This window comes from Streptomyces sp. NPDC088762 (genome assembly GCF_044750905.1).
Taxonomy (GTDB): domain Bacteria; phylum Actinomycetota; class Actinomycetes; order Streptomycetales; family Streptomycetaceae; genus Streptomyces.
In genome coordinates, this window is sequence record NZ_JBIVKT010000010.1 from 1 (window position 1) to 23,925 (window position 23,925).

The following is a 23,925-nucleotide window of genomic DNA, read 5'->3' on the forward strand; positions in this document are numbered from 1 at the left end:
CCCCGCCGCGGGGTCCCCGGGGGGGGGGGTGGGGGGGGCCGGGGGGGGGGTGGGGGGGGGGTGGGGGGGGGGGGGGTGTGGGTCGGGGTGGTGAGCCGGGCCGGCCGGGGCCGCGGGGCTCCGCCCCGGACCCCGCGCCTCAAACGCCGGCGAGGCTGAAACGGGCCCCCGCGCCTCGGCCGCTGGCGGGCCTGAAACCGGCCCCCGCGCCTCGGCCGCCGGCGGGGCTGAAACGGGCCCCTGCTCCTCGGTCGCCGGCGAGGCTGAAACGGGCCCCCGCGCCTCGGTCGGGGCCGCGGGGCTCCGCCCCGGACCCCGCGCCTCAAACGCCGGCGAGGCTGAAACCGGCCCCCGCGCCTCGGCCGCCAGCGGGACTGAAATGGCCCCCTGCGCCTCGGTTGCCGGCGAGGCGGGAAGGGGCGCCCGCGCCTCGGGCGGTGGGGCAGCGGGAAGGGGCGCCCGTGTCTTTGTCGGTGGGGAGGCTGGAAGGGCGTTGCGGGTTTCGGATGGTGGTCGGGGGGAGGGGTGGCGGGACTTGGTGAGGCCGTGGGCGGCGATGGTCAGGAGGATCAGGGCCGAGGTCAGGCGGACCCAGGCTTCGACGGGGGAGACGTGGGACGCCACCCAGGGGCCGAGGGCGGTGGCGACGGCGGCGTAGCCGAGGTCGACGGCCGCGATGCCGGCGGCCGCGGCCACCGCCACCCGGCGGCTGCGCATCGCCTCCTGGATCAGCAGCACGCTCATCGCGCCCATCGGCATGGCCACGCCCAGGCCCGCGGCGGCTCCGGCGAAGGCCGGTGTCATCAGTTCGCTCATGGAGGAGAGGGTTCGGGCCCGGACCTGGCGGAAGGGCGCGCATATCGGCCCCGGCTGCGACAATCGCGGAATGGACCGCCTCGACAGGGAAATCCTCGGCATCCTGCAGGAGGATGCGCGGATCTCGTACCGGGATCTCGGCGTCCGGGTCGGCCTCAGCGCCAATGCCACCGCCGACCGGGTGCGCCGGATGCGGCGGGACGGGGTGATCCGCGGCTTCACCGTCGTCGTGGATCCGGCTGCCGACACGCGGGGCGGGCTCGTCGTCTTCATCGACCTCACGCTCCGCCAGGACACCACGAACGAGGAGTTCGAGCAGCAGGTCGCGAAGCTCCCCGGGATCACCGAGGTGGTGCACGTGACGGGGGAGTACGACTACCTCGTACGGGCCCGGGCCGCCGACCCCGCCGCGCTCGACGGGCTCCTGCGGCGGCTCAAGCGGGATGCCGGGGTGGCCCAGTCCAGCACCCGGATCGCCCTGCGGGCCGCGACCCGCCCGGCCCAGACCTGATCCCCGGCCCCGCCGTCCACGGCCTCGGGCCACCCCCGCCGGAGGGTTACAGCTGCGACTCCCACGTCACCGTCGTCCCCCGCGTTCCCGCATCCGTACGCCCGTCGTCCGACACCGACAGCCGGACCCGCGACGGGGCCGCGTCCACCTTCACCTCGATGGAGGTGACCCCCGACCGCCGGTGGGCCGCCGCCAGGGCACCGCGCAGGGCGGAGAGCAGGTCGCTCGCCACCGGTTCCGGCAGCAGGGCGTCCACCGCTCCCGCGAAGTGCACCGACGGCTGGAAGCCGAGCAGGACCGCCGCCCCGCCCGTTTCGCGCAGGACCCGGCCCCGGAAGGTGGTCGGGGCGTCCGTCGGCGGCTGCTGGAGGGCGAAGATGGCCGTCCGGACCTCCTGGATGGTGGAGTCCAGCTCGTCGACGGCGCGGCTCAGCTCCTCGCCGACCGCGTCCCCGGCTTCCGCGGACGCCGACCGCTTCCTCGTGCTCTCCAGCATCATCTCCGTCGCGAACAGCCGCTGGACCACCAGATCGTGCAGGTCACGGGCGATCCGGTCGCGGTCCTCGTAGACGGCCAGCTGCTCGCGGTCGTGCTGTGCGTCCGCCAGGACGAGGGCCAGCGCCGCCTGCGAGGCGAACTGCGAGGCCAGCAGCCGGTCCACCGCGTCGTACGGCGGGCCGCCCCGGGTACGCGGCAGGGCCAGGGTGCCGATCAGCTGGCCGCCGCTCTGGAGCGGGAGCATCATGCTCGGGCCGAAGCGCTCGCGCACGTGCGTGGTCATCCGGGGGTCGGTGGCGGAGTCCTCTATGAAGACGGGTTCGCCGCCCAGGAGTTGCTCCAGGACGGGGGAGCCGGGGGCGATGGCGGTGCCGACCAGGTCCCCGGGGTCCCCGTGGGTGGAGGCGGCGACGATCTCCATGCCGCCCTCGGGGGTCGGCTGGAGGACCACCCCGGCCGCCGCGTCCGCCAGCAGCCGGGCCCGTTCGGCGACGCACATCAGCGCGTCCGCCGCGGGCCGGCCGGCCAGCAGGGTCGTCGTCACGGCGGCGGCGCCCTCGATCCAGCGCTCCCGGCGGCGCGCGGTCTCGTACAGCCGGGCGTTGCCGATCGCTATGCCCGCCTGCGAGGCCAGGACGCGTACGAGGGCCAGGTCGTCCTCCGTGAAGGGGCCGCCGCCCGCCTTCTCGGTGAGGTAGAGGTTGCCGAAGACCTCCGTGTGCACCCGGATCGGGACGCCCAGGAAGCTGCGCATCGGCGGGTGGCCGGGCGGGAATCCGGCCGACCGGGGGTCCTTGGCGAGGTCGTCGAGCAGCAGCGGCCGGGGGTCGCTGATGAGGGCGCCGAGCAGGCCCGTGCGTCCGTCCGGCAGGTGCGGGATCGCGGCGCGCTGTTCGTCGGTCATCCCGGCCGTGAAGAGCTCGGTCAGCCGGACGCGCTCGGGGTCGACGACCCCGAGCGCTCCGTAGCGTGCCGCGCAGAGCTCGGCCGCCGAGTCCACGATGTGCTGGAGGGTGGCGTGCAGCTCCAGCTCGGAGCCGACGCTGAGGACCGCCTCCAGCAGCACCGGGAGGCGCGCCGGCTCCTGCCCGGCATCCGTCATTCGGCCAGCGGGTTGAGGACCATGGGGGCGATCTTCCCTTCGAGCATCGCGCCGAGACCCAGTACGGCGCACACGTCGGGCCGTTCCGCGATGGCGACGGGCATGCCGGTGGAGTCGCGCAGCATCTGGTCCAGTCCGGGCAGCAGGGCGCTGCCGCCCACCATCATGATCCCCTTGTCCGTCAGGTCCGCGACCAGGTCCGGCGGGCAGTCCCGCAGCACCTTGCCGATGCCGTCGAGGACGGCGGTCAGCGGAGTGTGGATGGCGTCGCGTACGGCTGCGGTGTCCACGTGGACGGAGCGGGCCAGTCCGGTGGCGACGTCACGGCCGTGGATCAGGGTGGAGGCCGGGCCGTCGGGCGTGATGCCGTTGCCGTGCAGGGCCAGCTGGAGCGGCCGGACGGCCTGGCTGGGCAGCATCAGCTCGTGCGCGTGGCGCAGGTGCTGGACGACGGCGTGGTCGATGGCCTCGCCGCCGACCGGGATCCGCTCGGCGGTGACGATCGAGCCGAGGGAGAGGACGGCCACCTGGGTGGCGGCGGCTCCGCACACCATGATCATGGTCGCGGTCGGCTGCTCCACGGGCAGGCCGCAGCCGACGGCCGCCGCGATCAGCGTGTCGACGAGTTCGACGCGGCGGGCGCCGAGTCCGACGAGGGTCTCCACGGCCGCCCGCTGGGCCAGCGGGTCCGCGTCGTGCGGGGTGCAGGCGGCGGCCCGCAGCCGGGGCTTGCGGCGCAGGGCGCGCCGCAGCTTCTCGCCGAGGAGGTGGCGCAGCATCCGCTGGGCCATCTCGATGTCGACGACGGTGCCGCCGGAGACGGGGCGTACGACCCGGATGTAGTCGGGTGTGCGGCCGGTCATCCGCTCGGCGAAGGTTCCGACGGCGATGAGTGCGCCGGTCCGCGTGTTCACGGCGGCCACGCTGGGCTCGTCGACGACCAGGCCGGCGCCCTTCACGTATACGCGGGTCCTCGCCGCCCCCAGGTCGACGGCGACGTGGCAGCGGCGCAACTGCTCAAGACTGACGGTCACGGCAGATCCTCCCGAGAGCGCTGACGCAAGATGACCGGCGGAATGCCGGTCGGTTTTCCTATCATCTCGGGCATTTGGGGCTATCCGCCCGTTGGGATGCTCCGGCCGGGGGGTCCGTCGCGCCTGCATGGGGGTGGATTTCTGTACCGACAGGCAGCACGATGCCCGCACCGCACGCGCTACTCACGCGTAACAAGGTAAAGGGGACTCGATGCTGACGACCCGCCAGAGACTGCTGGCGCTCCTGACGCTCTGCCCGGTGCTGCTCGCGCCCGTCTCGGCACGTGCCGCCGACCGGGTCATGCCGGAGGCTTCTGACCTGGTGTCATCGCGCCCGGCGTCATCGCGCAATCCGGTGGTGTTCGTCCACGGCTACAACGCCGATCCGGGCGTGTGGGGAGCCCTGCGCGAGGACCTGCGGGCGGCCGGGTACTCCGATGCGGAGCTCTTCTCCTGGGGCTACGACACCCACCAGTCGGTCAACGAGGTCCTCTCCGGACGGCTCGCCTCCTACGTCGAGGACGTCCGCCGGCAGACCGGCGCGGCCAAGGTCGACGTCGTCGCGCACTCCTTCGGCTCGCTGGTGAGCCGCTGGTACGTGAAGTTCGGCGGCGGCGAGGCCGCCGTCGGCCACTGGGTCTCGCTGGCCGGACCCAACCGCGGCACCTCCACCGCGTGGGCCTGCGCCCTGTGGGACCAGGCCTGCCGGGACATGACGCCGGGCTCGTACGTGGTGAAGAACCTGAACGGCGGGGACGAGACCCCGGGCGCGGTGAAGTACGCGACCTTCTGGTCGAACTGCGACGAGATCGTGAACCCGGACGACAGCGTGCCGCTGACCGGGGCCGCCAACACGCCGGTCGGCTGCCTCAAGCACAACGACCTGCTCGGCGACGACGGGACCTCGGCGGGCGTCCGCGCCTTCCTGGCCTCCTAGGGAGGGTCCAGGAGGATCCGGCCTGGGCCGGCCCGATCGACGAGACGCCCCTCAGGGCGCGGACCGGCCGGTGTCCTCGAACGAGACCCGCTGGAGCAGGCCGTAGGTGAACTCCGCCACGCACGGCCTGTCCCGCGCGGCGAACGCGAGCCGCCAGCGGGTCGGCGCGGTGCCCTCCATGGGCCGCACCGGGGCGAAGGCCCGCGCCACCTCGTCCACCGTCGCCGACCAGGGCAGCAGATCGTCCGGCGACCGCAGTACGGGCCCCCGCGCGCCGGGGGCGCGTACCAGCCACTCGTTCCACACGGCTCCGTCCGGCGCGGCCAGCACCTCGAAGCGCAGGTCCGGCCAGAGCGGCAGCGGCCACAGCAGGGCCTCGCACTCCAGGTCTCCGATCCGCCGTTGCCCGGTGGACTCCGGCGGCCCCAGCACCGAGCGGTAGCGGGCCAGGGCCCCGCGGGACCTGGGGGAGCGGACCATGGCCTGCCAGCGCTTGTTCGCCTCCCGCTGGTCCGCGAGCGAGGCGCCCAGCCGGCGGCGGGCCTCGTCGGCCAGGTCGGGCTGGAAGTCGGCCATCCGCCGCAGCAGCACCAGCTGGAACGCGGCCGGTCCGAAGGGTCCCGAGGGCCTCGGAGTCGGGTTCGCTGTCATGGAGATCACGATTCCACACAGGATCCTTACGTTCCCGGGATACGGATGTAGCCGTCGAGCACATAGCCTGCGGGCGCCATGAACTACTGCCCCGCATGCCGAAGGCACCTCAACGGCGCACTGGCGTGCGCCGGGTGCGGCACCCCGGCCGAGTACCTCGTAGCCGTCGCGCCCGGCGGCCCCGCCGTGCCCGCGGCCCCCGTGGCCGAGCCCGTGCCGCCGGCCGCGCTGGCCGACGTGTTCGCGGACTCCCTCGTCGTGCTGTCGGCGCCGAACGAGCGCCGGGCCGGTGCGCGCCGCCGTGCCACGCACCGGCGGCGCCGCCGGACATTGCTGACCATCGCCCTCGGGATGCTGATTGCGACCGGCGGTTCGGTGGTCGTCGCGCGCATGGCCGCCGACGGGGACCGCTCCGACCGGGCCGCCACGGTGGTGCTGACCGACGACGCGGGACCCAAGGCGCCGGATCCGCTGCCGAGCCTGAAGGGGGACCCGGCCGCGCCCTCGGTGCTGCCGTCCGCGAAGGCCGGGTCCGCGAAGGCCGCCGCGAGCGGGGCGAAGACGGCAGGGCCCGGCGCCTCCGCCGGGGCCGTGACGCAGCCGGCTCCGGCATCGTCGGCCCCCGCGCCGACGGCCTCGGGGCCGGCGTCCCGGACTCCCGGCCCGGGGGCAACCGTAAAGCCGACCAAATCGGGCAAGCCCTCGCCGACCGCCACTGGTGGCACGCCGCCGCCCCCGGTCGCCACGTCGCCCGCGCCGACCCCCACGCCGACCGAGGACTGCGGCTTTCTCGGCTGGAGGTGCTGGTAGGGGCCGGTCAGGCGTCCTAGCCGCCCAGCATCCGCTTGAGCAGGTCCCGCAGGACCGCCCGCTCGGCCGTGGACAGTCCGGCCAGCGGCTCGCGCGCGAAGTCCAGCGACTCGCGCAGCCGGTCCGCGGTCTGTACGCCCTCCTCGGTGGGGGCGGCCAGCTTGACCCGGCGGTCGGCCGGGTCCGGGCGGCGCTCGACCAGGCCCCGGCTCTCCAGCCGGTCGATGATGCCGGTCACGTTCGACGGTTCGCAGCGGAGCTTCTGGGCGATCCGGCGCATCGGCAGCGGCTCCAGCGCCAGCAGGTTCAGCACGCGGGCCTGGGCGCCCGTGAGCTGGTGGCTGGCGGCCGCGTTCTCGTACTCCATGTGGTAACGGGCCACGACGTCGCCGATGAGCTCGACGACCTCAAGGGTCACTGGGTCTGCGCGACGACTGGGCATGGATCCAGAGTACCCATTTACTTGACAACATGAAATATCCAGGCGCATGGTTGTTTCACCTAGTGAAGCAATTTCGTTCTTACCAGGAGCGCCGCATGTCCGAGATTCCCGCCATCAGCCGCGAGTGGCACCTCGTCCGTCGCCCGCAGGGCTGGCCCGTCGCCGAGGACTTCGCCCTGCGCGAGGTGCCGGTGTCCGCCGAGCCCGCCGCGGGCCGGATCCTCGTACGCAACCTCCACATGTCCGTGGACCCGTACATGCGCGGCCGGATGAACGACGTGAAGTCGTACATACCCCCCTTCCAGCTCGACCAGCCGATGGACGGCGGCGCGGTCGGCGAGATCGTCGCCTCCGCCGCCGAGGGCTTCGAGGTCGGCGACCACGTCCTGCACGGCCTGGGCTGGCGCGAGTACGCGGAGCTGGACGCGAAGCACGCCACCAAGGTGGACGCCTCGCTCGCCCCGCTCTCCGCCTACCTCGGCGTCCTCGGCATGCCGGGCCTGACCGCCTACGCCGGGCTCTTCGAGGTCGCCTCCTTCAAGGAGGGCGACTCCGTCTTCGTCTCCGGCGCGGCCGGTGCGGTCGGCAGCCTCGTCGGCCAGTTCGCGAAGATCAAGGGCGCCTCCCGGGTGATCGGCTCCGCCGGCTCCGACGAGAAGGTGACGCTCCTCACGGAGAAGTACGGTTTCGACGCCGCCTTCAACTACAAGAACGGCCCCGTCGGCGAGCAGCTGCGCGACTCCGCCCCCCAGGGCGTCGACGTCTACTTCGACAACGTCGGCGGCGAGCACCTGGAGGCCGCGATCTCCTCCATGAACGTGAACGGCCGGGCCACCCTCTGCGGCGCGATCGCCCACTACAACGACACCGAGGCCGCCCCCGGCCCGCGCAACCTGGTCCAGGTCATCGGCAAGCGGCTGCGCCTCCAGGGCATCCTCGTCAACGACCACGCCGGCCTCCAGCAGCAGTTCGTCCAGGACGTGGCCGGCTGGCTGCGCTCCGGCGAGCTGCGCTACGACGAGACGGTCGTCGAGGGCGTCGAGAACGCGGCCTCCGCCTTCCTCGGTCTGATGCGCGGTGAGAACACCGGAAAGATGATCGTTTCTTTCACCGGTTAGGCTCATCCCACGCCGTCGTGACCGTGGGCGCGAGTCGCGGCGATTACCAGGAGGATTTCTCTACATGTCCATCCAGCAGTCCGACGTCGCGTACACCGCTGTTGCCACCGCCGAGAACGGCCGTGACGGCCGCGTCGCCACCAACGACGGCCAGCTCGAGGTCGTCGTGAACCCGCCGAAGGAGCTCGGCGGCAGCGGCGCCGGCACCAACCCGGAGCAGCTGTTCGCCGCCGGCTACAGCGCCTGCTTCCAGGGCGCCCTGGGCGTCGTCGCCAAGAACGAGAACGCCGACATATCCGGCTCCACCGTCACCGCCGAGGTCGGCATCGGCAAGAACGACGAGGGCTTCGGCCTGATCGTCAAGATCTCCGCCGTGATCCCGAACGTGGACGCCGCCACCGCCAAGGACCTCATCGAGAAGGCCCACCAGGTCTGCCCGTACTCCAAGGCGACCCGCGGCAACATCACCGTCGAGCTCGCCGTCTGATCCGGCACCGCTCAGCGAAGGCCGCACCCCGGAACCGGGGTGCGGCCTTCGCCGTAGACTGGCGCCATGCGTGATCTTGCGGGGGGTTTCCGGTATCTGCTGGCCGGTCAGCGGTGGGTGGTCGGCCACGGCCGGTGGCTGGGCTTCGGGCTGCTGCCCGGGCTGGTGTCCCTCGTCCTCTACGCCGGGGCGCTGACCGGGCTCGGCTACGGCGCCGACGACCTGGCCACCTGGGCCACGCCCTTCGCCGACGGCTGGTCCTCGCCGTGGACCGGTCTCTTCCGCGGCTTCCTGACCGCGCTGGTCTTCTGCCTCGGCCTCTTCCTCGCCGTCGTCACCTTCACCGCCGTGACCCTGCTCATCGGCCAGCCGTTCTACGAGTCCCTCTCGGAGCAGGTCGACCGCAGCGAGGGCGGCGAGGTCCCCGAGTCCGGTCTGCCGTTCTGGCGGGAGCTGTGGATCTCGGCGCGCGACAGCCTGAAGGTGCTCGGCCGGGTGCTGCTGTGCGGGATCCTGCTGTTCGTCCTCGGCTTCCTCCCGGTGGTCGGGCAGACCGTGGTTCCGGTGCTCGGGTTCTGCGTCACCGGGTACTTCCTGACCCAGGAGCTCACCTCCGTCGCCCTGCAGCGGCGCAAGGTGGAGCTGCCCGAGCAGCTGGCGCTGATGCGGTCGCGGCGGCTGCTGGTGCTCGGCTTCGGGGTGCCGCTGGCCCTGGCGTTCCTGATCCCGCTGGTCGCGGTGTTCCTGATGCCGGGCGCGGTGGCGGGGGCCACGCTGATGGCGCGGGACCTGCTCCGGCCCGAGGAGGCTCCGGCCGGTGAGACCGTGGCCGGCGGGTTCGGGCCGCCGCCTCCCGCGTACTCCTGACCACCGCTTGACCGCTGCTTCAGCGGGGGAGGGCGGTTCTGCGGTGCGCCGCCGGTCCTGACGTCTAGCCTGGTGGCAGCTCAATGAAGGGCTCACGTACGCACTTTGGAGTGGGGGTTTGGTTACCCCAAGGTGAGCGAGCAGGTGGGAGGGGTGCGCGATGTCGGTGGCACAGAGGCCCGGTGCGGATCACTGCGGGCTCGCCGCGGCGATGTCCGTGATCGACGGGAAGTGGAAGGTCTCGGTCCTGTGGGAGTTGGCCCAGTGCCCGCGCCGCTTCGGTGAACTGCGCCGGCTGGTCCCGGGCGTCTCGGAGAAGGTGCTCGCCGCCCAGCTGCGCGAGCTCGAGACCGACGGCATCGTCCACCGCGAGGTGTACCAGGAGGTCCCGCCGCGCGTCGAGTACTCGTTGACCCCGCTGGGCGAGGAGCTGAACACGGCCCTGGAGGCGCTGGGGGAGTGGGGCACCAAGCACCTCCTGCCCGACACGGCATAGCACTCAGGACAGAGCGCCTCAGGACAGAGCGCCTCAGGACAGAGCGCCTCAGGACTGAGCGCCTCCGGTCACGGCACGCGCGGGACCACCCACAGGGCCTCGGCGGCCGCGCAGAGTTCGCCCGTGGCGGTGGCCAGGGCCGTGCCCACGCGGTACTTGCGGCCCTCCGTGGCCAGCATCCACGCGTACGAGACGAGCCCTTCGCCCACCGGCACCGGTCGCACCAGCCGGGCGGCCAGCGCGGCCGTGACCGCACCGGCCGGCCGGTCGTCGAGCAGGCGCCCGGCGGCGTTCCCGGGGCAGTCCAGGGCGCCCCACACCAGCTCCGGCGGAAGCAGCCCGTCCGGGCCCGCGAGTTCCGCTCCGGGGGTCCAGGCGGTGGCGACCAGATCGCGGCCCGGTACCCGGCCGCAGTGCTGGCGCAGCCCGGTCGCGGGGGTGCGGTCCAGGCCGCAGCCGAAACAGTCGGTCTGCCCGTCCGGCGGGGCCGCGCGGTAGGCCTCGGCGGCCGCTCGCGCCTGCTCCCAGGACGGGGCGGCGGGCACCTGCGGGACGAATGCGGCGGGGACCGCGGCGGCCAGCAGCAGCTCGCCGTCCGTCAGCGCGCAGCCGCCGTCGGGGGTCGCGGCGAGCCGGACCGGCGCCCCGGTCGGCACGGGCCGGCGGAAGTCCACCCGTACGTCCTGCGCGGCGGCCCGCCCGGCCAGTACGCCCGCCACGTAGCCGCCGAAGGCCACCCCCGGATATCCGTGGAGGTGTTCGGGAACCGTGATCGTCTCGAAGTCGGTCGTCATGCCGGCCACCCCATCACACCGAGGCCAGCGCCACGCCGGGGGTACGGTCGTCCGCCTCGGCCAGCAGGGCGCCGCCCGGGGCCCACACGGCCGCGCCACCGCAGCCGGTCCACGGGCCCGCGGGGCCGACGTGGTTGGCGAGGACCACGTACACGCCGTGCTCCCTCGCGATCCCCGGATGCACGGTGGCGCGCTCGCCGATCCCGTCGCCCGTCCCGTACAGGGAGCTCGCGAGGTGGACCCGGCAGCCGTCGGCCGCGCCCCGGCCCGGGAGCTCGGGGAAGTGGTTGTCGTAGCAGATGCCCAACGAGAAGCGGATCCCGCCGAGTTCGAACCGGCCGTCGCCCGCGCCGGGCTCGAAGAGGTCCTGCTCGTGCCGGAAGAGGTGCTGCTTCGCGTACGTGGTCAGGTGCGTGCCGTCCGCGCCGTACACCAGCGTGGCGATGAGGGGCCGGGGGCCGGCGCCGGGCAGCGCGACGTTGACCGCGGTGGCGACGCCCGCCGAGCGCAGCGGGTCCAGACGGGGGTCGTCCGCGCCGGTCCACAGCCCGGGATCGGCGGCCAGGGCCGCCAACTCGTAGCCGGTGAGCGTGAACTCGGGGAACACCACCAGCTCGGCGCCCTCCGCCCGGGCCCGCACGGCAAGGGCGGCGGCCCGTGCGGCGTTGGCGGGCACATCGGCGGGAAGGCAGGTCAGCTGGGCTGCGGCGATCTTCACCGGGCCCAGCATGCCAGGGGCCGACGGCCTGCCGGAAACCGCCCTTCGGACCGTCAGGCGGGGACGGCCACCGACTCGATCAGGACGTGGTGGTCGGAGAACGCCGAGTCGGCCACCGCGCACCAGCGCCGGGTCTCGCTGCCGAACAGGTAGTCGATCTTCCTGCCGGAGTCGTGGGTGGGCCTGCCGGTGCGTGAGGCGCCCGTCTGGTCGCACTCCTGGTAGCCCTCGGTGCCGGGGCCGGTGGAGTAGAGACCGGCGGGCCACACCCAGGCGTCCTTGTTGTTCGGGTCGTCCGGGGGCAGCGAGTTGAAGTCCCCGCCGAAGAGCGTCCTGGGGAAGGTGTTCACGATGGCCTTGATCTCCGCGAGCTGGTCGTCGCGGTAGTCCCAGTCGGGGTGGTCCGGGTTGCTGCCCAGGGGCGAGGTGTGGACGTTGCACAGCCGGACGTTCCAGTACACCGCCGTCGCGCACTGGAACGGCCGCTGCTGGCCGACGTACGGCTGCGTCGTCGCGTACTCCCGGGCGTCCGCCATCTGGCCCTTGAGCACGATCGCCGTCCCGATGCGGTCCGCGCGCCCGGTGTCCTCACCGCAGCGGCTGTTCCACTTCCCGGCCGCTCCCTGCGACCACTGGTACGGGGTGAAGCTCTTGGTCCAGCCGGGACCCAGCTGGGCCATCAGCTCGGTGAGGTCGTCCTCGCACACCTCCTGGAGCAGCGCGGCGTGGACGTAGTTGTTCTGGACGTGGTACTTGACCACGTCGATCTTCTGCTGCGGCGTGCCGGTGCCCTCGCAGTGCCACGTGGAGCGCTGCGAGCCGCACATGTTCCAGGACATGACCTGGAGGTTCTTCGCCACGGCGACCCCGGCCTCGGGCCATTCGAGCGTGGCCGGCGCACCGGCGCGGTCAACGGCCTCGCCGGCCACGGCCGAGGGCGCAACGAACGCGGCGGCCAGGATCAGCGCCGTCGCCACCCCGGCGGTTGTCTTCATCAGTGCGGACCCGCGCATGCGACCTGCCGTCCCTCGTCTGTCGGTTCGTACCGTCGATCAAGGTATCCGCAGGTCCGGTGCCGGTCAGGGGCGGGTGGCCGGCCCGCGCAGCAGCGTCAGGAAGGAGCGGAACGCCGCCGGCATGTCCACCGACTCCGGGGCGAGCAGCCACTGGTACTGGAGGCCGTCCATGACCGCGGTCAGCAGCGGGGCGGCCTGCTCCGGGGTGAGCCCCGAGGGGAGGCGCTCGCCGAACTCGGCACGCAGCACCGCCGCCATCTCCCCGCGGACCTGGGCGTAGCGCTCGGTGAAGAACTCCCGCGCCGGATGCCCGTCGGTGACGCTCTCGCCGAGCAGGGCGGAGAAGGTCTGCACGACGCCCGGGCGCATGGCGTTGTACTCCACCAGCGAGGCCAGCAGGTCCAGCCGCCAGGCGTCCGCCGAGGCGCGCGAGCCGCCGCCCGTGTCCCAGCGGTCGCGCTCCTCCAGGACCGCGACCAGCAGGGCCTCCTTGGTCGGGAAGTAGTGCAGCAGACCCTGCTGGGTCAGGCCCACGCGCTCGGCGACCGTGCCCAGGGACGCGCCCCGGTAGCCGCGTTCCGCGATCACCTCGAGGGCCGCGCGGACGATCTCCCCGCGCCGCTCCTCGCTCCTCGCCCTGGCCATCGCCCCCGGCACCCCTTCCACTCGAACGCTCCAGCAGACCGTACGGCATCGGATCATCACGAACGGATTACGAACCCTACCGCTCTACAGGCAACGGGTCCACGATGGGGTCACCGCACCGCTCCACCGCACTCAACGAGGAGGCACGGCCGTGACCGATGCCGATCAGGTCCGCACCAGCGTCGTCGAAGTGGCGCTCGGCAAGCTCGATCTCGACACCAAGGCCCGGCTGCTGGCCGGCCAGGACATGTGGTCGCTGCCCGCGCTCCCCGAAATCGGATTGAAGTCCCTGGTCATGTCCGACGGCCCCATCGGGGTGCGCGGCGTGCGCTGGACCGCCGACGACCCGTCCATCGCCCTGCCCTCCCCGACCGCGCTCGCCGCCGCCTGGGACCCGGCCCTCGCCCGCCGCGCCGGCCGGCTCCTCGCCCAGGAGGCCCGCCGCAAGGGAGTCCACGTCCTCCTCGCGCCCACCGTGAACCTGCACCGTTCCCCGCTGGGCGGCCGCCACTTCGAGTGCTACTCCGAGGACCCGTACCTCACCGGCGCCATCGGCAGCGGCTACGTGAACGGCGTCCAGGACGGCGGGGTCGGCACCACCGTCAAGCACTTCGTGGGCAACGACGCCGAGACCGAGCGGTTCACCGTCGACAGCGTCATCGCACCCCGCCCGCTGCGCGAGCTGTACCTGGCGCCCTTCGAGGCCATCGTCGCGGGCGCCCGCCCCTGGGGCATCATGACCGCCTACAACCGGGTCAACGGCACGACGATGACCGAGCACCACCACCTGGTCAACGAGGTCCTGCGCGGCGAGTGGGGCTTCGACGGGTACAACGTCTCCGACTGGATGGCCGCCCGGTCCACCACCGGGGACATCCTGGGCGGCCTCGACGTGGCCATGCCGGGCCCGCAGACCGTCTACGGGCCCGCCCTCGCCGAGGCGGTCCGCGCGGGCGAGGTCCCCGAGTCCGCCGTCGACGAGGCCGTGCGCAACGTCCTGCGCCTCGCCGCCCGCGTCGGCGCCCTGGAGGGCGCCCCGGCCGTGGTCGCACAGGTCCCGGCCCCGATCGACGGGCAGGCGCTGGCCCGCGAACTCGCCGCGCGCGGCTTCGTCCTCCTCCGCAACGAGAACGGCGCCCTGCCCCTCGACGCCACCGCCGGCACCGTGGCCCTCATCGGCGCCGCCGCCCGCGATGCCCGGGTCCTCGGTGGCGGCTCCGCCACCGTCTTCCCCGAGCGGATCGTCTCCCCCCTCGACGGCCTCACCGCCGCGCTCCCGGAAGGGTCCCTGACCTTCACCGTCGGAGCCGACCCCTCCGACGAACCGGCCCCCGCCGACAAGGGCTTCGAGCTGCGCGCCGTCTGCCGTGACGCCTCCGGCGCGGTCCTCGGCGAAGGCAGCCTGCCGACCGGCCAGGTGCAGTGGATCGGTGACGACCTGCCCGCGGGCGTCACGTACGAGACCATGGCGAGCATCGAGGTCACCGGCACGTTCCTGCCGCGCGAGAGCGGCGAGCACGCCTTCGGCACCCGGGGGCTGGGTGCCTTCGCCCTCGCCGTCGGCGGCGAGACCCTCTGGGAGGGCGTCCAGGAGATGGGCGACGAGGCCGACCCCTTCGAGGCCTTCTTCGGCGCCCCCAGCGAGCGCGCCCGGACCGTCCTCACGGAGGGGGAGCCCGTCGAGGTCTCGCTGACCTTCCACGTCCCGGACATGACCGCGCTGCCGCTCAAGGCGATCATGTTCTCGCTGCTCCACCTCGGCCCGAGGCGCGATCCCGACGAGCTGATCGCCGAGGCCGTGGAGGCCGCCCGCGCCGCGGAGACGGCCGTCGTGGTCGTTGCCACGACCGAGCGCGTGGAGTCCGAGGGCTTCGACCGCCGCGACCTCGCCCTCCCGGGCCGCCAGGACGACCTGGTCCGCGCCGTCGCCGCCGCCAATCCGAACACCGTGGTCGTGGTCAACGCCGGTTCCCCGGTGGAGCTCCCGTGGCGCGAGGAGGTCGCCGCGGTGCTGCTGACCTGGTTCCCCGGGCAGGAGGGCGGGGCCGCGCTGGCCGACGTACTCCTCGGTGGGACGGAGCCGGGCGGGCGGCTGCCCACCACCTGGCCCGCGCGGTTCGCCGACGCGCCCGTCACCGAGGTCGTCCCCACCGAGGGGCGCCTGGAGTACGGCGAGGGACTGTTCATCGGCTACCGGGCGTACGAGGCGCAGGGCATCGCGCCCGCCTTCCCCTTCGGGCACGGCCTGGGCTACACCGACTGGACCTACGACTCCCTGGAGGTCACCGGCACGACGGCCAGGGTCCGCGTCACCAACACCGGCACCCGGCCCGGCCGCGAGGTCGTCCAGATCTACCTGGCCCCCGTCGCCGACGCCGCGCAACGCCCGGCGAGCTGGCTGGCCGGCTTCGCGGGCGTCGAGGCGGGCCCCGGCGAGAGCGTCGAGACCGAGATCGCCCTGCCCGCCCGGGCCTTCGAGGTCTGGGACGAGGAGACCCACGGCTGGCGGCGGATCGGCGGCTCCTACGAGGTCCGGGCCAGCCGCGCGCACGGCCGGGCGCGGCTCACGGCGACGCTCGACATGCCGTAACGCACCGTAACAACGGGAATGGCCGGAAATCACCCCCGCTGGGCTCAATAAAAAGACCGGGCAGGGGGCGGGCCCTGACACCCGCCCCCTGCCCACCGGCCCCGCGCGGCGTCAACGCGGCGGCTGCGCCGCCGTCACCTGGCGGTGTGCCAGTTCCGCCAGCCGCGCCTGCCCTTCCTTGCCCGGATGGAACCAGTCCCAGCGGCTCAACTGATCGGCCGCGAAGGGGTACTGGAAGACCGCGCCGCCGTCGTAGCGGCACAGCGCGTCCTTCGCGCACACCTCGCGGAGCACCTCGTTGTACTCGACCACCCGCGCCCGCACCTGCTCGCGCCGGGCCGTCGCCCCCGAGACCGCGGACAGCGGATCGGCGAGCATCGACTGGCAGATGCCCAGCTTCCACACCTGACGGATCATCGGGCTGTCCTTGCCCTGCTCCCACAGCCGCTGGAGGTCGGGAATGCTGGAGACGTAGACCTGGGAGGCGGGGGAGGCGGACCGCAGGCCCGCGAGGGCCTTTTCGAAACCGGCCCGGAACTCCGCCACCGGCGTCATCGACGAAGTCGTGGGCCGGCAGGCGTCGTTCGAGCCCACCATCACCGTGACCAGGTCGGGCTTGTGCACGGCCGCCTCGGCCAGCTGCCCCGGCAGGTCGGCCATCCGCGAGCCGGTCGCCGCGTAGTTCCAGCTGCGGGCCGGGGCCTCCGCGTCCCCGAGGAGCCGCACCGCGAGGGAGTGGACCTCCGGGTCGCTGCCGGTGGCCCAGGAAACCTCCGGGCAGTCGGCGAGGACCGAACAGGCGTCGAAACCCCGCGTGATGGAGTCGCCCACGGCCGCGATCGAGGCGGGCGCGGTGTTCCAGCGCGGCGCGACGGCCTGCGCCCCGCGGTCCCCCGCGCCGCTCGACCCGCCCGGCCCGCATCCTGCCACCGTCCCGGCCAGCAGCACGGCCGCCGCTCCCGCTCCCGCGAGGGTCCGGCGCGCACGGCGGCGCGCAGCGGTGGTGCGCATCGGGATGGTCCCCTCCTTGACGCCCCCACATCCTTCGGGGGGTCCTGCTGAGTGAAAGCTCTGTGTTTACGGGCCTCGGAGCGACCGTACGTCACACCATGACCCCTGACTCACGGTAGCTTTTTCCCGTGGCGTTTCGGCCGCAGGTCCCGTTGCGCAATGTCAAATAATTTCCGTTACATTACATCACGTCACATACTGTCCGTTTTCTGGAGTTTATTCCCGACCTCGTCCCACACTGGAGGTCCCGGTGACGACACGTGGAGTTCTGTACGTGCACTCCGCACCGCGCGCGCTCTGCCCGCACGTGGAATGGGCGGTTGCGGGCGTGCTCGGGGTGCGGGTGAACCTCGACTGGATCAGACAGCCCGCCTCCCCGGGCACCTGGAGAGCCGAGTTCTCCTGGCAGGCCGAACCGGGCACCGCCTCGAAGCTCGCCTCCGCCCTGCGGGGCTGGCACCTGCTGCGCTTCGAGGTGACCGCCGAACCCTGCCCGACCGCCGAGGGGGAGCGCTACAGCTCCACTCCGGAGCTGGGCATCTTCCACGCCGTCACCGGCATGCACGGCGACATCCTGGTCCCGGAGGACCGGCTGCGCGCCGCCCTCGCCCGGTCCGCGCGCGGCGAGACCGACCTGGAGGCGGAGATCGCCAAACTGCTCGGCAAACCGTGGGACGACGAACTGGAGCCCTTCCGCTACGCGGGCGAGGGCGCCCCGGTCCGCTGGCTCCACCAAGTGGTCTAGCGCCGGCGCACGAAGAAGGCCCATCCGGGGGATCCGGATGGGCCTTCTTGTCGTGGTCTTCGCCGACGGGCACCGCAACCAGCAATTGAGCAACCCCAACGGCGAGCAACCCCGTCCGCGAGAGCGGCGCCGGTTTAGGCGCATCAAACAGTACGGAACGCCAGGGTCACGTTGTGGCCGCCGAAGCCGAAGGAGTTGTTGATCGCGGAGATCGGGCCGTCGGCCGGCAGCTTGCGCGGCTCGCCCCGGACGATGTCCGCGTCGATGTCCTCGTCGATGTCGTCGAGGTTGATCGTCGGCGGCGCCAGCCGGTTGTACAGGGCCAGCACGGTCGCGACGGTCTCGATGCCGCCCGCGCCACCCAGCAGGTGACCGGTCATCGACTTGGTCGCGGAGATCGCGATGTGGTCGAGGTCGTCGCCCAGCACCTTGCGCAGGGCCTTCAGCTCGGCCGTGTCACCCTGCGGGGTGGACGTGGCGTGCGCGTTCAGGTGGACCAGCTCGGCCGGGTCGAGGCCCGTGTTGTCGAGCAGGTTCTGCACGGCGGCCGCGACCCCGCGGCCGGTCGGCTCCGGCTGCGCGATGTGGTGGCTGTCTGCGGACAGACCCTGGCCCAGCACCTCGCAGTAGACCCGGGCACCGCGCGCGGCGGCGTGCTCGGCGGACTCCAGGACGATGACGCCCGCGCCCTCGCCCAGGACGAAGCCGTCACGGGCCTTGTCGTACGGGCGGGAGGCCTGCTCGGGGTTCTCGTTGTTCTTGGACATCGCCATCATGTTGGCGAACGCGGCGATCGGCAGCGGGTGGATCGCCGCCTCGGTGCCGCCCGCGACGACCACGTCGGCACGGCCGGTGCGGATCATCTCGACGGCGTAGCCGATGGCCTCGGCGCCGGACGCGCAGGCGCTGACGGGCGTGTGCACGCCCGCCTGGGCGTTGATCTCCAGGCCTACGTTGGCGGACGGGCCGTTGGGCATGAGCATGGGAACGGTGTGCGGGGAAACCCGGCGCACACCCTTCTCCTTCAGTACGTCGTACTGGTCGAGCAGGGTGGTGACACCGCCGATGCCGGAGGCGATCACGGTGCCCAGACGCTCGGGGGCGACACCGCCGTCCTCACCCGCCGCGGCGGTGTAGCCGGCGTCGGCCCACGCCTCGCGGGCGGCGATGACGGCGAACTGCGCCGAGCGGTCGAGCTTGCGGGCCAGCGGCCGCGGCAGGACCTCGTTCGGGTCCACGGCGGCCAGAGCGGCGATACGAACCGGGAGGTCGGCGAAGCGCTCGCCCTCCAGGGGCTTCACGCCGGAGCGGCCGGCGAGCAGACCTTCCCAGGTCGAAGCGCTGTCGCCACCCAGCGGAGTGGTTGCGCCGATACCGGTGACGACCACGGTGCGATTGGTCGGGCTCACAGGAATTCTTTCTCCACGTCTCAGAGGGTGCTGAATTTTCACGGCGCCACCGCCGGGTGGCGACAAACGCTCGTCAGGCTCAGGCCTGGTGCTTCAGGATGTAGCTCGCGGCGTCGCCGACCGTCTTGAGGTTCTTGACGTCCTCGTCCGGGATCTTGACGTCGAAGCGCTCTTCGGCGGCGACGACGACCTCGACCATGGACAGCGAGTCGACGTCCAGGTCGTCCGTGAAGGACTTGTCGATCTCGACGTCCTCGACGGGGATGCCGGCGATCTCGTTGACGATCTCGGCGAGACCCTCGACGATCTCTTCCTGCGTGGCGGCCATGTGGCGCTCCTTCTCTGGGTAACTGGTATGCGGGCCGGGAAAGCGGAGTCCGGCCCTAGGGGAGGGTAACGACCGTCGCGGCGTAGACGAGTCCCGCCCCGAAGCCGATGACGAGCGCGGTGTCGCCGCTCTTCGCCGCACCGGTCGCCAGGAGCCGCTCCATAGCGAGCGGAATCGAGGCGGCCGAGGTGTTGCCGGTGGTCTCCACGTCACGGGCGACCGTGACGTGCTCCGGCAGCTTCAGAGTCTTCACCATCGAGTCGATGATCCGCATGTTTGCCTGGTGCGGAATGAAGACGTCCAGGTCTTCCGCGGTGATCCCGGCGGCATCGAGCGCCTGCTGGGCCACCTTGGCCATCTCGAAGACGGCCCAGCGGAAGACCGCCTGACCCTCCTGCGTGATGGCCGGGAACTTTTCGGCGGTGTCGCCGGTGCGGTACTCGTCCCACGGGACGGTCTGCTTGATCGTCTCGGACTTGTCGCCCTCCGAACCCCACACCGTGGGGCCGATGGCCGGCTCGCTCGAGGGCCCGACGACCACGGCGCCGGCGCCGTCGCCGAACAGGAAGGCCGTCGCGCGGTCCTCCAGGTCGGTCAGGTCCGAGAGCCGCTCCACGCCGATGACGAGGACGTACTCGGCGGACCCCTCCACCACCATGCCCTTGGCCAGGGTCAGGCCGTAACCGAAACCGGCGCAGCCCGCGGAGATGTCGAAGGCGGCGGGCTTGCCCGCACCGATCCGGTGCGCGATCTCGGTCGCGACGGCCGGGGTCTGCTTGAAGTGCGAGACCGTCGAGACGATCACCGCACCGATCTGCTCGGGGGAGACGCCGGCATCGGCCAGCGCCTTGCCCGAGGCCTCCACCGACATCGCGGCGACGGTCTCCTCGGGCGAGGCCCAGTGCCGGGTCGCGATACCGGAGCGGGAGCGGATCCACTCGTCGGACGAGTCGATCGTTTCGAGGATGACCTCGTTGGGCACCACGCGCGTCGGACGGTAGCCGCCGACGCCGAGAATGCGGGCGTACGGGGAGCCCTTGGCCGGCTTGATCTTGGACATGCTCTGTGGGCTCCTTCTCTCAGGCCGTCTGCTCGGCGACGAGCGCCGCGGCCTTGTCGAGATCGTCCGGGGTCTTCAGAGCCACGCTCGGTACGCCCTTCAGCGCGCGCTTGGCCAGACCCGTCAGGGTGCCGCCGGGGGACAGTTCGATGATCCCCGTGACGCCCAGCTCGGCGAACGTCTCCATGCAGAGGTCCCAGCGGACCGGGTTCGCGACCTGGCCCACCAGGCGGGCGACGACGTCGGCGCCCGTGGTGACAGCGTGGCCGTCCTTGTTCGACACGTACGTTAGGGCCGGGTCCGCCGGGGACAGGTCCGCGGCGGCCTTCTCCAGCGTGGAAACCGCCGGGGCCATGTGGTGCGTGTGGAAGGCGCCCGCGACCTTGAGGGCGACGACCTTCATGGAGCCTTCGGGCTTGTCGGCGACCAGCGCGTCGATCTGCGCCATGGTGCCGGCGGCCACGATCTGACCGGCGCCGTTGATGTTGGCGGGCGTCAGGCCCAGCTTCTCCAAGTGGGCGACGACCACGTCCGTTTCACCGCCGAGGACGGCGGCCATGCCGGTCTCGGTGACGGCGGCGGCCTCGGCCATGGCCAGACCGCGCGTACGGACGAACGTCAGGGCGTCGGTCTCGGAGAGCACGCCCGCGTACGCGGCGGCGGTGATCTCACCGACGCTGTGGCCCGCGACGGCACCGAAGGCCGTACGGGCGCCCAGAGCGCCGGCGGACAGGAGACCGGCGGCGACCAGCAGCGGCTGGGCCACGGCCGTGTCGCGGATCTCGTCCGCGTCGGCCTTCGTGCCGTAGTGGGCGAGGTCGAGCCCGATGGCGTCGGACCAGCCCTGGACGCGGTCACGGGCGCCGGGGAGGTCGAGCCAGGGAGTCAGGAAGCCAGGCGTCTGAGCGCCTTGGCCGGGAGCGACGAGTACGAGCACCCTCACACTCTCTCTTGTGGATGGTCCCTGCCGCCCGTGGGGACAGGGACCAAGAACGGTCGGGGTAATTGTTGATGTCCGACAAAAGTCTAGGACTGGGGATCGCCGTCGGCCAGACGCCCCAGAATCAGGGCGATCCGCAGCGTGAACGCGGAGCGGACATCGGAAGGTGACCAGCCGGTGACGTCGGTCACACGTCGCAGCCGGTAGCGCACCGTGTTGGGGTGCACGAACAGCATCCGCGCCGCCCCTTCGAGGCTGCTCGCCTGTTCCAGATAGACACTCAGCGTCTCCAGCAGCGCGGAGCCCGCTTCCTCCAGCGGTCTGTAGATCTCCTCCACCAGCTGTTCCCTGGCGGCGGGATCGGAGGCGATCGCCCGCTCCGGCAGGAGATCGTCCGCCAGCACGGGCCGCGGGGCGTCCTGCCAGGCCGTGCAGGCCTTCAGTCCGGCGGCCGCCGCCTGCGCAGACTTGGTCGCGTTCAGCAGGTCGGGCACCACCGGGCCGGCCACCACCGGACCGGCCGCGAACGGCCCGATCAGGGACTTCGCCACCTGCATCGGGTTGTCGCTGCCGCCCGCGATGACGACCAGGCGGTCCCCGAGTACCCCCGTCAGGACCTGGAGCTTGTGGTGGCGGGCCGCCCGCCGGATCGCCTCGACCGTCAGCTCGCTGTCCCCCTCGGGCGCGGTGCCCAGCACCACGCACACGTGCTCCGGGGAGTTCCAGCCGAGCGCCGCCGCCCGCGAGAGCGCGCCCTCGTCGGCCTCGCCGGACAGCACCGCGTTCACGACGAGGGATTCCAGCCGGGCGTCCCACGCGCCGCGCGCCTCGGCGGCCTGCGCGTACACCTGGGCCGTCGCGAAGGCGATCTCCCGGGCGTACACCAGCAGGGCCTCGCGCAGGATCGACTCGTCGCCCGGCGCCGCCACCTCGTCGATCGCGGCCTCCATGACCTCGATCGTGGTGCGGACCATCTCGACGGTCTGGCGCAGGGTGATCGCCCGGGTCAGCTCCCGCGGAGCCGTCCCGAAGACGTCGGTGGAGATGGCCTGCGGGGTCTCCGGGTGCCGGAACCACTCGGTGAACGCGGCGATGCCGGCCTGCGCGACCAGGCCGATCCAGGACCGGTTCTCCGGGGGCATCGCCCGGTACCACGGCAGGGTCTCGTCCATGCGCGCGATCGCGTTCGCCGCGAGCCGGCCGGAGGACTTCTCCAGTCGGCGCAGCGTCGCGGTGTGCGGATGGGCGGGCGCGGGATGCGCGGCGTGTGTCGCGGGGGAATGCTCACGTTCGGGTTGGGGCACGGGACAAGACTGCCTTATCGGGAAGCCCGCGCGGAGTCCGGTCCCGGGTCCGGCCCCGGTCCGGCGGCTACGGTGGCTCCCATGATTGATGTACGTCGCGGTGCCGACCGGTACGAGGGCGGGGATCCGGCCGCCGGGATCACCACCCGGCACGCCTTCTCCTTCGGGGCGTCCTACGACCCGGACAACCTGCGCTTCGGCCCGGTCCTGGCCTGCAACGAGGAACTGCTGCGGCCCGGCGCCGGATTCGACGAGCACCCGCACAGCCACACCGAGATCGTGACCTGGGTGGCGGAGGGCGAGCTCACGCACCAGGACAGCACCGGCGAAAAGGGCCTGGTCCGCCCCGGCGACGTACAGCGGCTCAGCGCCGGATCCGGGGCGCGGCACGTGGAGCGCAACGACGGCGAGGTGCCGCTGCGCTTCGTGCAGATGTGGCTCGCGCCTTTGGCCGCGGGGGGAGACCCCTCGTACGAGGTGGTCCGGGGCATCACCGACGGCACGCCCTACGAGGTCCCCGCGGCCGGCGCCGTGCTGCACGTCCGGCGGCCGGGCGCGGGCGAGCGGGTCCCCGTACCGGCGGCGGAGCGCGTATACCTGCACGTGGTGCGCGGGGACCTGCGCCTGGACGGTCAGGAGCTCGGACCGGGGGACTCGGTGCGGATCACCGACGAGCGGGACCTGGTGATCACCGCCGGATCGCCCGGGGAGCTGCTGATCTGGGAGTTCCCTAGCGCGTCCTGAGCTCCGCGAGGACCGCGTCGGTGAACGGGGTCCAGGCCTCCACGGCCCACGGGCCGAAGGCGCGGTCCGTCAGGGCCACGCACGCGGCGCGCGCGTCCGGATCCACCCACAGGAAGGTGCCGGCCTGCCCGAAGTGCCCGAAGGTGCGGGGCGAGGACGAGGTGCCCGTCCAGTGCGGGGACTTGCCGTCGCGGATCTCCATGCCGAGCCCCCAGTCGTTGGGGGACTGGTGGCCGTAACCGGGCAGGACGCCCTTGAGGCCCGGGTGGACGACGGAGGTGGCCGCGGCGACCGTGCGGACGTCGAGCAGCCGGGGCGCCTGGAGCTCGGCCGCGAACCGTACGAGGTCGGCGACGGTGGAGACGCCGTCCTTGGCGGGCGAGCCCTCCAGGGTGGTCGCGGTCATGCCGAGCGGCTCGCACACGGCCTGGTGCAGGTACTCCGCGAAGGGGATGCCGGTGGCCTTGGCGATGTGGTCGCCGAGCACCTCGAAACCGGCGTTCGAGTACAGCCGGCGCTGCCCGGGCGGGGCGCTCACCCGGTGCTCGTCGAAGGCCAGGCCGCTGGTGTGCGCGAGGAGGTGACGGACCGTCGAGCCCTCGGGCCCGGCCGGCTCGTCGAGCTCGATCGCCCCCTCCTCGTACGCGACGAGGGCCGCGTACGCGGCGAGCGGCTTGGTGACCGAGGCGAGGGCGAAGCGGTGGCCGACGGGCCCGTGGGAGCCGGCCAGGCTCCCGTCGGCGCGCACGACGGCCGCCGCGGCGGTCGGCACCGGCCAGCTCTCGATGATCCGCAGGCTTTCCATGCTGTTGGCGGCCTCCATGCTCTCCATGGGCCCGAGCCTACTTGCTT

General features: G+C 72.7%; 25 protein-coding genes. 10 read left to right on the plus strand and 15 right to left on the minus strand.

What is annotated here, in order from left to right; genetic code table 11:
- The first annotated feature begins 886 nt into the window (after nucleotides 1–886).
- Entirely contained in the window at nucleotides 887–1,327 is a 441-nt protein-coding gene (locus tag ACIP5M_RS21935) for an Lrp/AsnC family transcriptional regulator (protein WP_401199958.1), read from the plus strand.
- A gap of 46 nt (nucleotides 1,328–1,373) precedes the next feature.
- Here ACIP5M_RS21935 and ACIP5M_RS21940 read toward each other — a convergent pair whose 3' ends face one another.
- Nucleotides 1,374–2,927 (minus strand): GAF domain-containing protein, encoded by a 1,554-nt coding sequence (locus ACIP5M_RS21940; protein ID WP_401199481.1) that lies wholly within the window; start codon nucleotides 2,925–2,927, stop codon nucleotides 1,374–1,376.
- Entirely contained in the window at nucleotides 2,924–3,961 is a 1,038-nt protein-coding gene (locus ACIP5M_RS21945; RefSeq protein ID WP_401199483.1) for a rod shape-determining protein, read from the minus strand. Before ACIP5M_RS21945 ends, ACIP5M_RS21940 begins: the two co-directional genes overlap by 4 nt.
- A 211-nt stretch (nucleotides 3,962–4,172) precedes the next feature.
- Between ACIP5M_RS21945 and ACIP5M_RS21950 the strand changes: the two genes are divergently transcribed.
- Nucleotides 4,173–4,898, plus strand: coding sequence for an esterase/lipase family protein (locus ACIP5M_RS21950; protein WP_401199485.1), 726 nt, complete (start codon nucleotides 4,173–4,175; stop codon nucleotides 4,896–4,898).
- 51 nt (nucleotides 4,899–4,949) lie between these two features.
- Here the strand turns inward: ACIP5M_RS21950 and ACIP5M_RS21955 are convergent, their stop codons facing one another.
- A complete protein-coding gene (locus tag ACIP5M_RS21955; protein WP_401199486.1) occupies nucleotides 4,950–5,549 on the minus strand; it encodes a hypothetical protein in 600 nt (199 codons plus the stop codon).
- 78 nt (nucleotides 5,550–5,627) lie between these two features.
- Here ACIP5M_RS21955 and ACIP5M_RS21960 point away from each other — a divergent pair, with 78 nt between their 5' ends.
- A complete protein-coding gene (locus ACIP5M_RS21960; RefSeq protein WP_401199488.1) occupies nucleotides 5,628–6,359 on the plus strand; it encodes a hypothetical protein in 732 nt (243 codons plus the stop codon).
- A gap of 16 nt (nucleotides 6,360–6,375) precedes the next feature.
- Here the strand turns inward: ACIP5M_RS21960 and ACIP5M_RS21965 are convergent, their stop codons facing one another.
- The gene (locus tag ACIP5M_RS21965; protein WP_401199490.1) at nucleotides 6,376–6,801 is read right to left on the minus strand and encodes a MarR family winged helix-turn-helix transcriptional regulator; all 426 of its coding nucleotides are present in this window, start codon (nucleotides 6,799–6,801) and stop codon (nucleotides 6,376–6,378) included.
- Nucleotides 6,802–6,896: 95 nt separating this feature from the next.
- Between ACIP5M_RS21965 and ACIP5M_RS21970 the strand changes: the two genes are divergently transcribed.
- From ACIP5M_RS21970 to ACIP5M_RS21985, 4 genes are all read left to right on the plus strand, one after another.
- Complete coding sequence (locus tag ACIP5M_RS21970; protein WP_401199492.1) at nucleotides 6,897–7,919, plus strand: NADP-dependent oxidoreductase; 1,023 nt, start codon at nucleotides 6,897–6,899, stop codon at nucleotides 7,917–7,919.
- A gap of 64 nt (nucleotides 7,920–7,983) precedes the next feature.
- Nucleotides 7,984–8,406 carry an organic hydroperoxide resistance protein gene (locus ACIP5M_RS21975; RefSeq protein WP_401199494.1) on the plus strand — a complete coding sequence of 141 codons (423 nt, stop codon included), beginning with the start codon at nucleotides 7,984–7,986 and terminating at the stop codon, nucleotides 8,404–8,406.
- 66 nt (nucleotides 8,407–8,472) lie between these two features.
- Complete coding sequence (locus tag ACIP5M_RS21980) at nucleotides 8,473–9,273, plus strand: EI24 domain-containing protein (RefSeq protein WP_401199496.1); 801 nt, start codon at nucleotides 8,473–8,475, stop codon at nucleotides 9,271–9,273.
- Between the two features lie 160 nt (nucleotides 9,274–9,433).
- A complete protein-coding gene (locus ACIP5M_RS21985; RefSeq protein WP_401199498.1) occupies nucleotides 9,434–9,769 on the plus strand; it encodes a winged helix-turn-helix transcriptional regulator in 336 nt (111 codons plus the stop codon).
- 68 nt (nucleotides 9,770–9,837) lie between these two features.
- Here ACIP5M_RS21985 and ACIP5M_RS21990 read toward each other — a convergent pair whose 3' ends face one another.
- From ACIP5M_RS21990 to ACIP5M_RS22005, 4 genes are all read right to left on the minus strand, one after another.
- A complete protein-coding gene (locus tag ACIP5M_RS21990) occupies nucleotides 9,838–10,563 on the minus strand; it encodes a hypothetical protein (protein ID WP_401199500.1) in 726 nt (241 codons plus the stop codon).
- Between the two features lie 13 nt (nucleotides 10,564–10,576).
- Complete coding sequence (locus ACIP5M_RS21995; RefSeq protein WP_401199502.1) at nucleotides 10,577–11,281, minus strand: carbon-nitrogen hydrolase family protein; 705 nt, start codon at nucleotides 11,279–11,281, stop codon at nucleotides 10,577–10,579.
- Nucleotides 11,282–11,334: 53 nt separating this feature from the next.
- The gene (locus ACIP5M_RS22000; RefSeq protein ID WP_401199504.1) at nucleotides 11,335–12,276 is read right to left on the minus strand and encodes an endonuclease/exonuclease/phosphatase family protein; all 942 of its coding nucleotides are present in this window, start codon (nucleotides 12,274–12,276) and stop codon (nucleotides 11,335–11,337) included.
- 84 nt (nucleotides 12,277–12,360) lie between these two features.
- Nucleotides 12,361–12,942: a TetR/AcrR family transcriptional regulator gene (locus ACIP5M_RS22005; protein WP_401199506.1), complete on the minus strand. Its 582-nt coding sequence runs from the start codon at nucleotides 12,940–12,942 to the stop codon at nucleotides 12,361–12,363.
- Between the two features lie 151 nt (nucleotides 12,943–13,093).
- On the opposite strand from ACIP5M_RS22005, the gene ACIP5M_RS22010 reads away from it, so the two are divergent.
- The gene (locus ACIP5M_RS22010; RefSeq protein WP_401199508.1) at nucleotides 13,094–15,532 is read left to right on the plus strand and encodes a beta-glucosidase; all 2,439 of its coding nucleotides are present in this window, start codon (nucleotides 13,094–13,096) and stop codon (nucleotides 15,530–15,532) included.
- Nucleotides 15,533–15,643: 111 nt separating this feature from the next.
- Here ACIP5M_RS22010 and ACIP5M_RS22015 read toward each other — a convergent pair whose 3' ends face one another.
- Nucleotides 15,644–16,543 (minus strand): SGNH/GDSL hydrolase family protein, encoded by a 900-nt coding sequence (locus tag ACIP5M_RS22015; protein WP_401199510.1) that lies wholly within the window; start codon nucleotides 16,541–16,543, stop codon nucleotides 15,644–15,646.
- A gap of 250 nt (nucleotides 16,544–16,793) precedes the next feature.
- Here ACIP5M_RS22015 and ACIP5M_RS22020 point away from each other — a divergent pair, with 250 nt between their 5' ends.
- Nucleotides 16,794–17,288, plus strand: a complete 495-nt coding sequence (locus ACIP5M_RS22020; protein WP_401199512.1) for a DUF3145 domain-containing protein — start codon at nucleotides 16,794–16,796, stop codon at nucleotides 17,286–17,288.
- A 143-nt stretch (nucleotides 17,289–17,431) separates the two neighbouring features.
- Here ACIP5M_RS22020 and fabF read toward each other — a convergent pair whose 3' ends face one another.
- The 5 genes from fabF to ACIP5M_RS22045 form a co-directional block, all read right to left on the minus strand.
- Nucleotides 17,432–18,697 carry a beta-ketoacyl-ACP synthase II gene (fabF, locus tag ACIP5M_RS22025; protein WP_401199513.1) on the minus strand — a complete coding sequence of 422 codons (1,266 nt, stop codon included), beginning with the start codon at nucleotides 18,695–18,697 and terminating at the stop codon, nucleotides 17,432–17,434.
- A 79-nt stretch (nucleotides 18,698–18,776) separates the two neighbouring features.
- Entirely contained in the window at nucleotides 18,777–19,025 is a 249-nt protein-coding gene (locus ACIP5M_RS22030) for an acyl carrier protein (protein WP_215013752.1), read from the minus strand.
- Between the two features lie 55 nt (nucleotides 19,026–19,080).
- On the minus strand, nucleotides 19,081–20,085 hold the full coding sequence (locus ACIP5M_RS22035; RefSeq protein WP_401199515.1) for a ketoacyl-ACP synthase III: 1,005 nt from the start codon (nucleotides 20,083–20,085) through the stop codon (nucleotides 19,081–19,083).
- A 19-nt stretch (nucleotides 20,086–20,104) separates the two neighbouring features.
- A complete protein-coding gene (locus ACIP5M_RS22040) occupies nucleotides 20,105–21,022 on the minus strand; it encodes an ACP S-malonyltransferase (RefSeq protein WP_401199517.1) in 918 nt (305 codons plus the stop codon).
- Nucleotides 21,023–21,111: 89 nt separating this feature from the next.
- Nucleotides 21,112–22,329 (minus strand): CdaR family transcriptional regulator, encoded by a 1,218-nt coding sequence (locus tag ACIP5M_RS22045; RefSeq protein ID WP_215013755.1) that lies wholly within the window; start codon nucleotides 22,327–22,329, stop codon nucleotides 21,112–21,114.
- A gap of 81 nt (nucleotides 22,330–22,410) precedes the next feature.
- Between ACIP5M_RS22045 and ACIP5M_RS22050 the strand changes: the two genes are divergently transcribed.
- Nucleotides 22,411–23,073 (plus strand): pirin family protein, encoded by a 663-nt coding sequence (locus tag ACIP5M_RS22050; protein ID WP_401199520.1) that lies wholly within the window; start codon nucleotides 22,411–22,413, stop codon nucleotides 23,071–23,073.
- On the opposite strand, the gene ACIP5M_RS22055 is transcribed toward ACIP5M_RS22050, so the two are convergent.
- Nucleotides 23,060–23,878: a serine hydrolase domain-containing protein gene (locus ACIP5M_RS22055; RefSeq protein ID WP_401199961.1), complete on the minus strand. Its 819-nt coding sequence runs from the start codon at nucleotides 23,876–23,878 to the stop codon at nucleotides 23,060–23,062. The two genes, ACIP5M_RS22050 and ACIP5M_RS22055, sit on opposite strands and share 14 nt — an antisense overlap.
- Nucleotides 23,879–23,925: the final 47 nt, after the last annotated feature.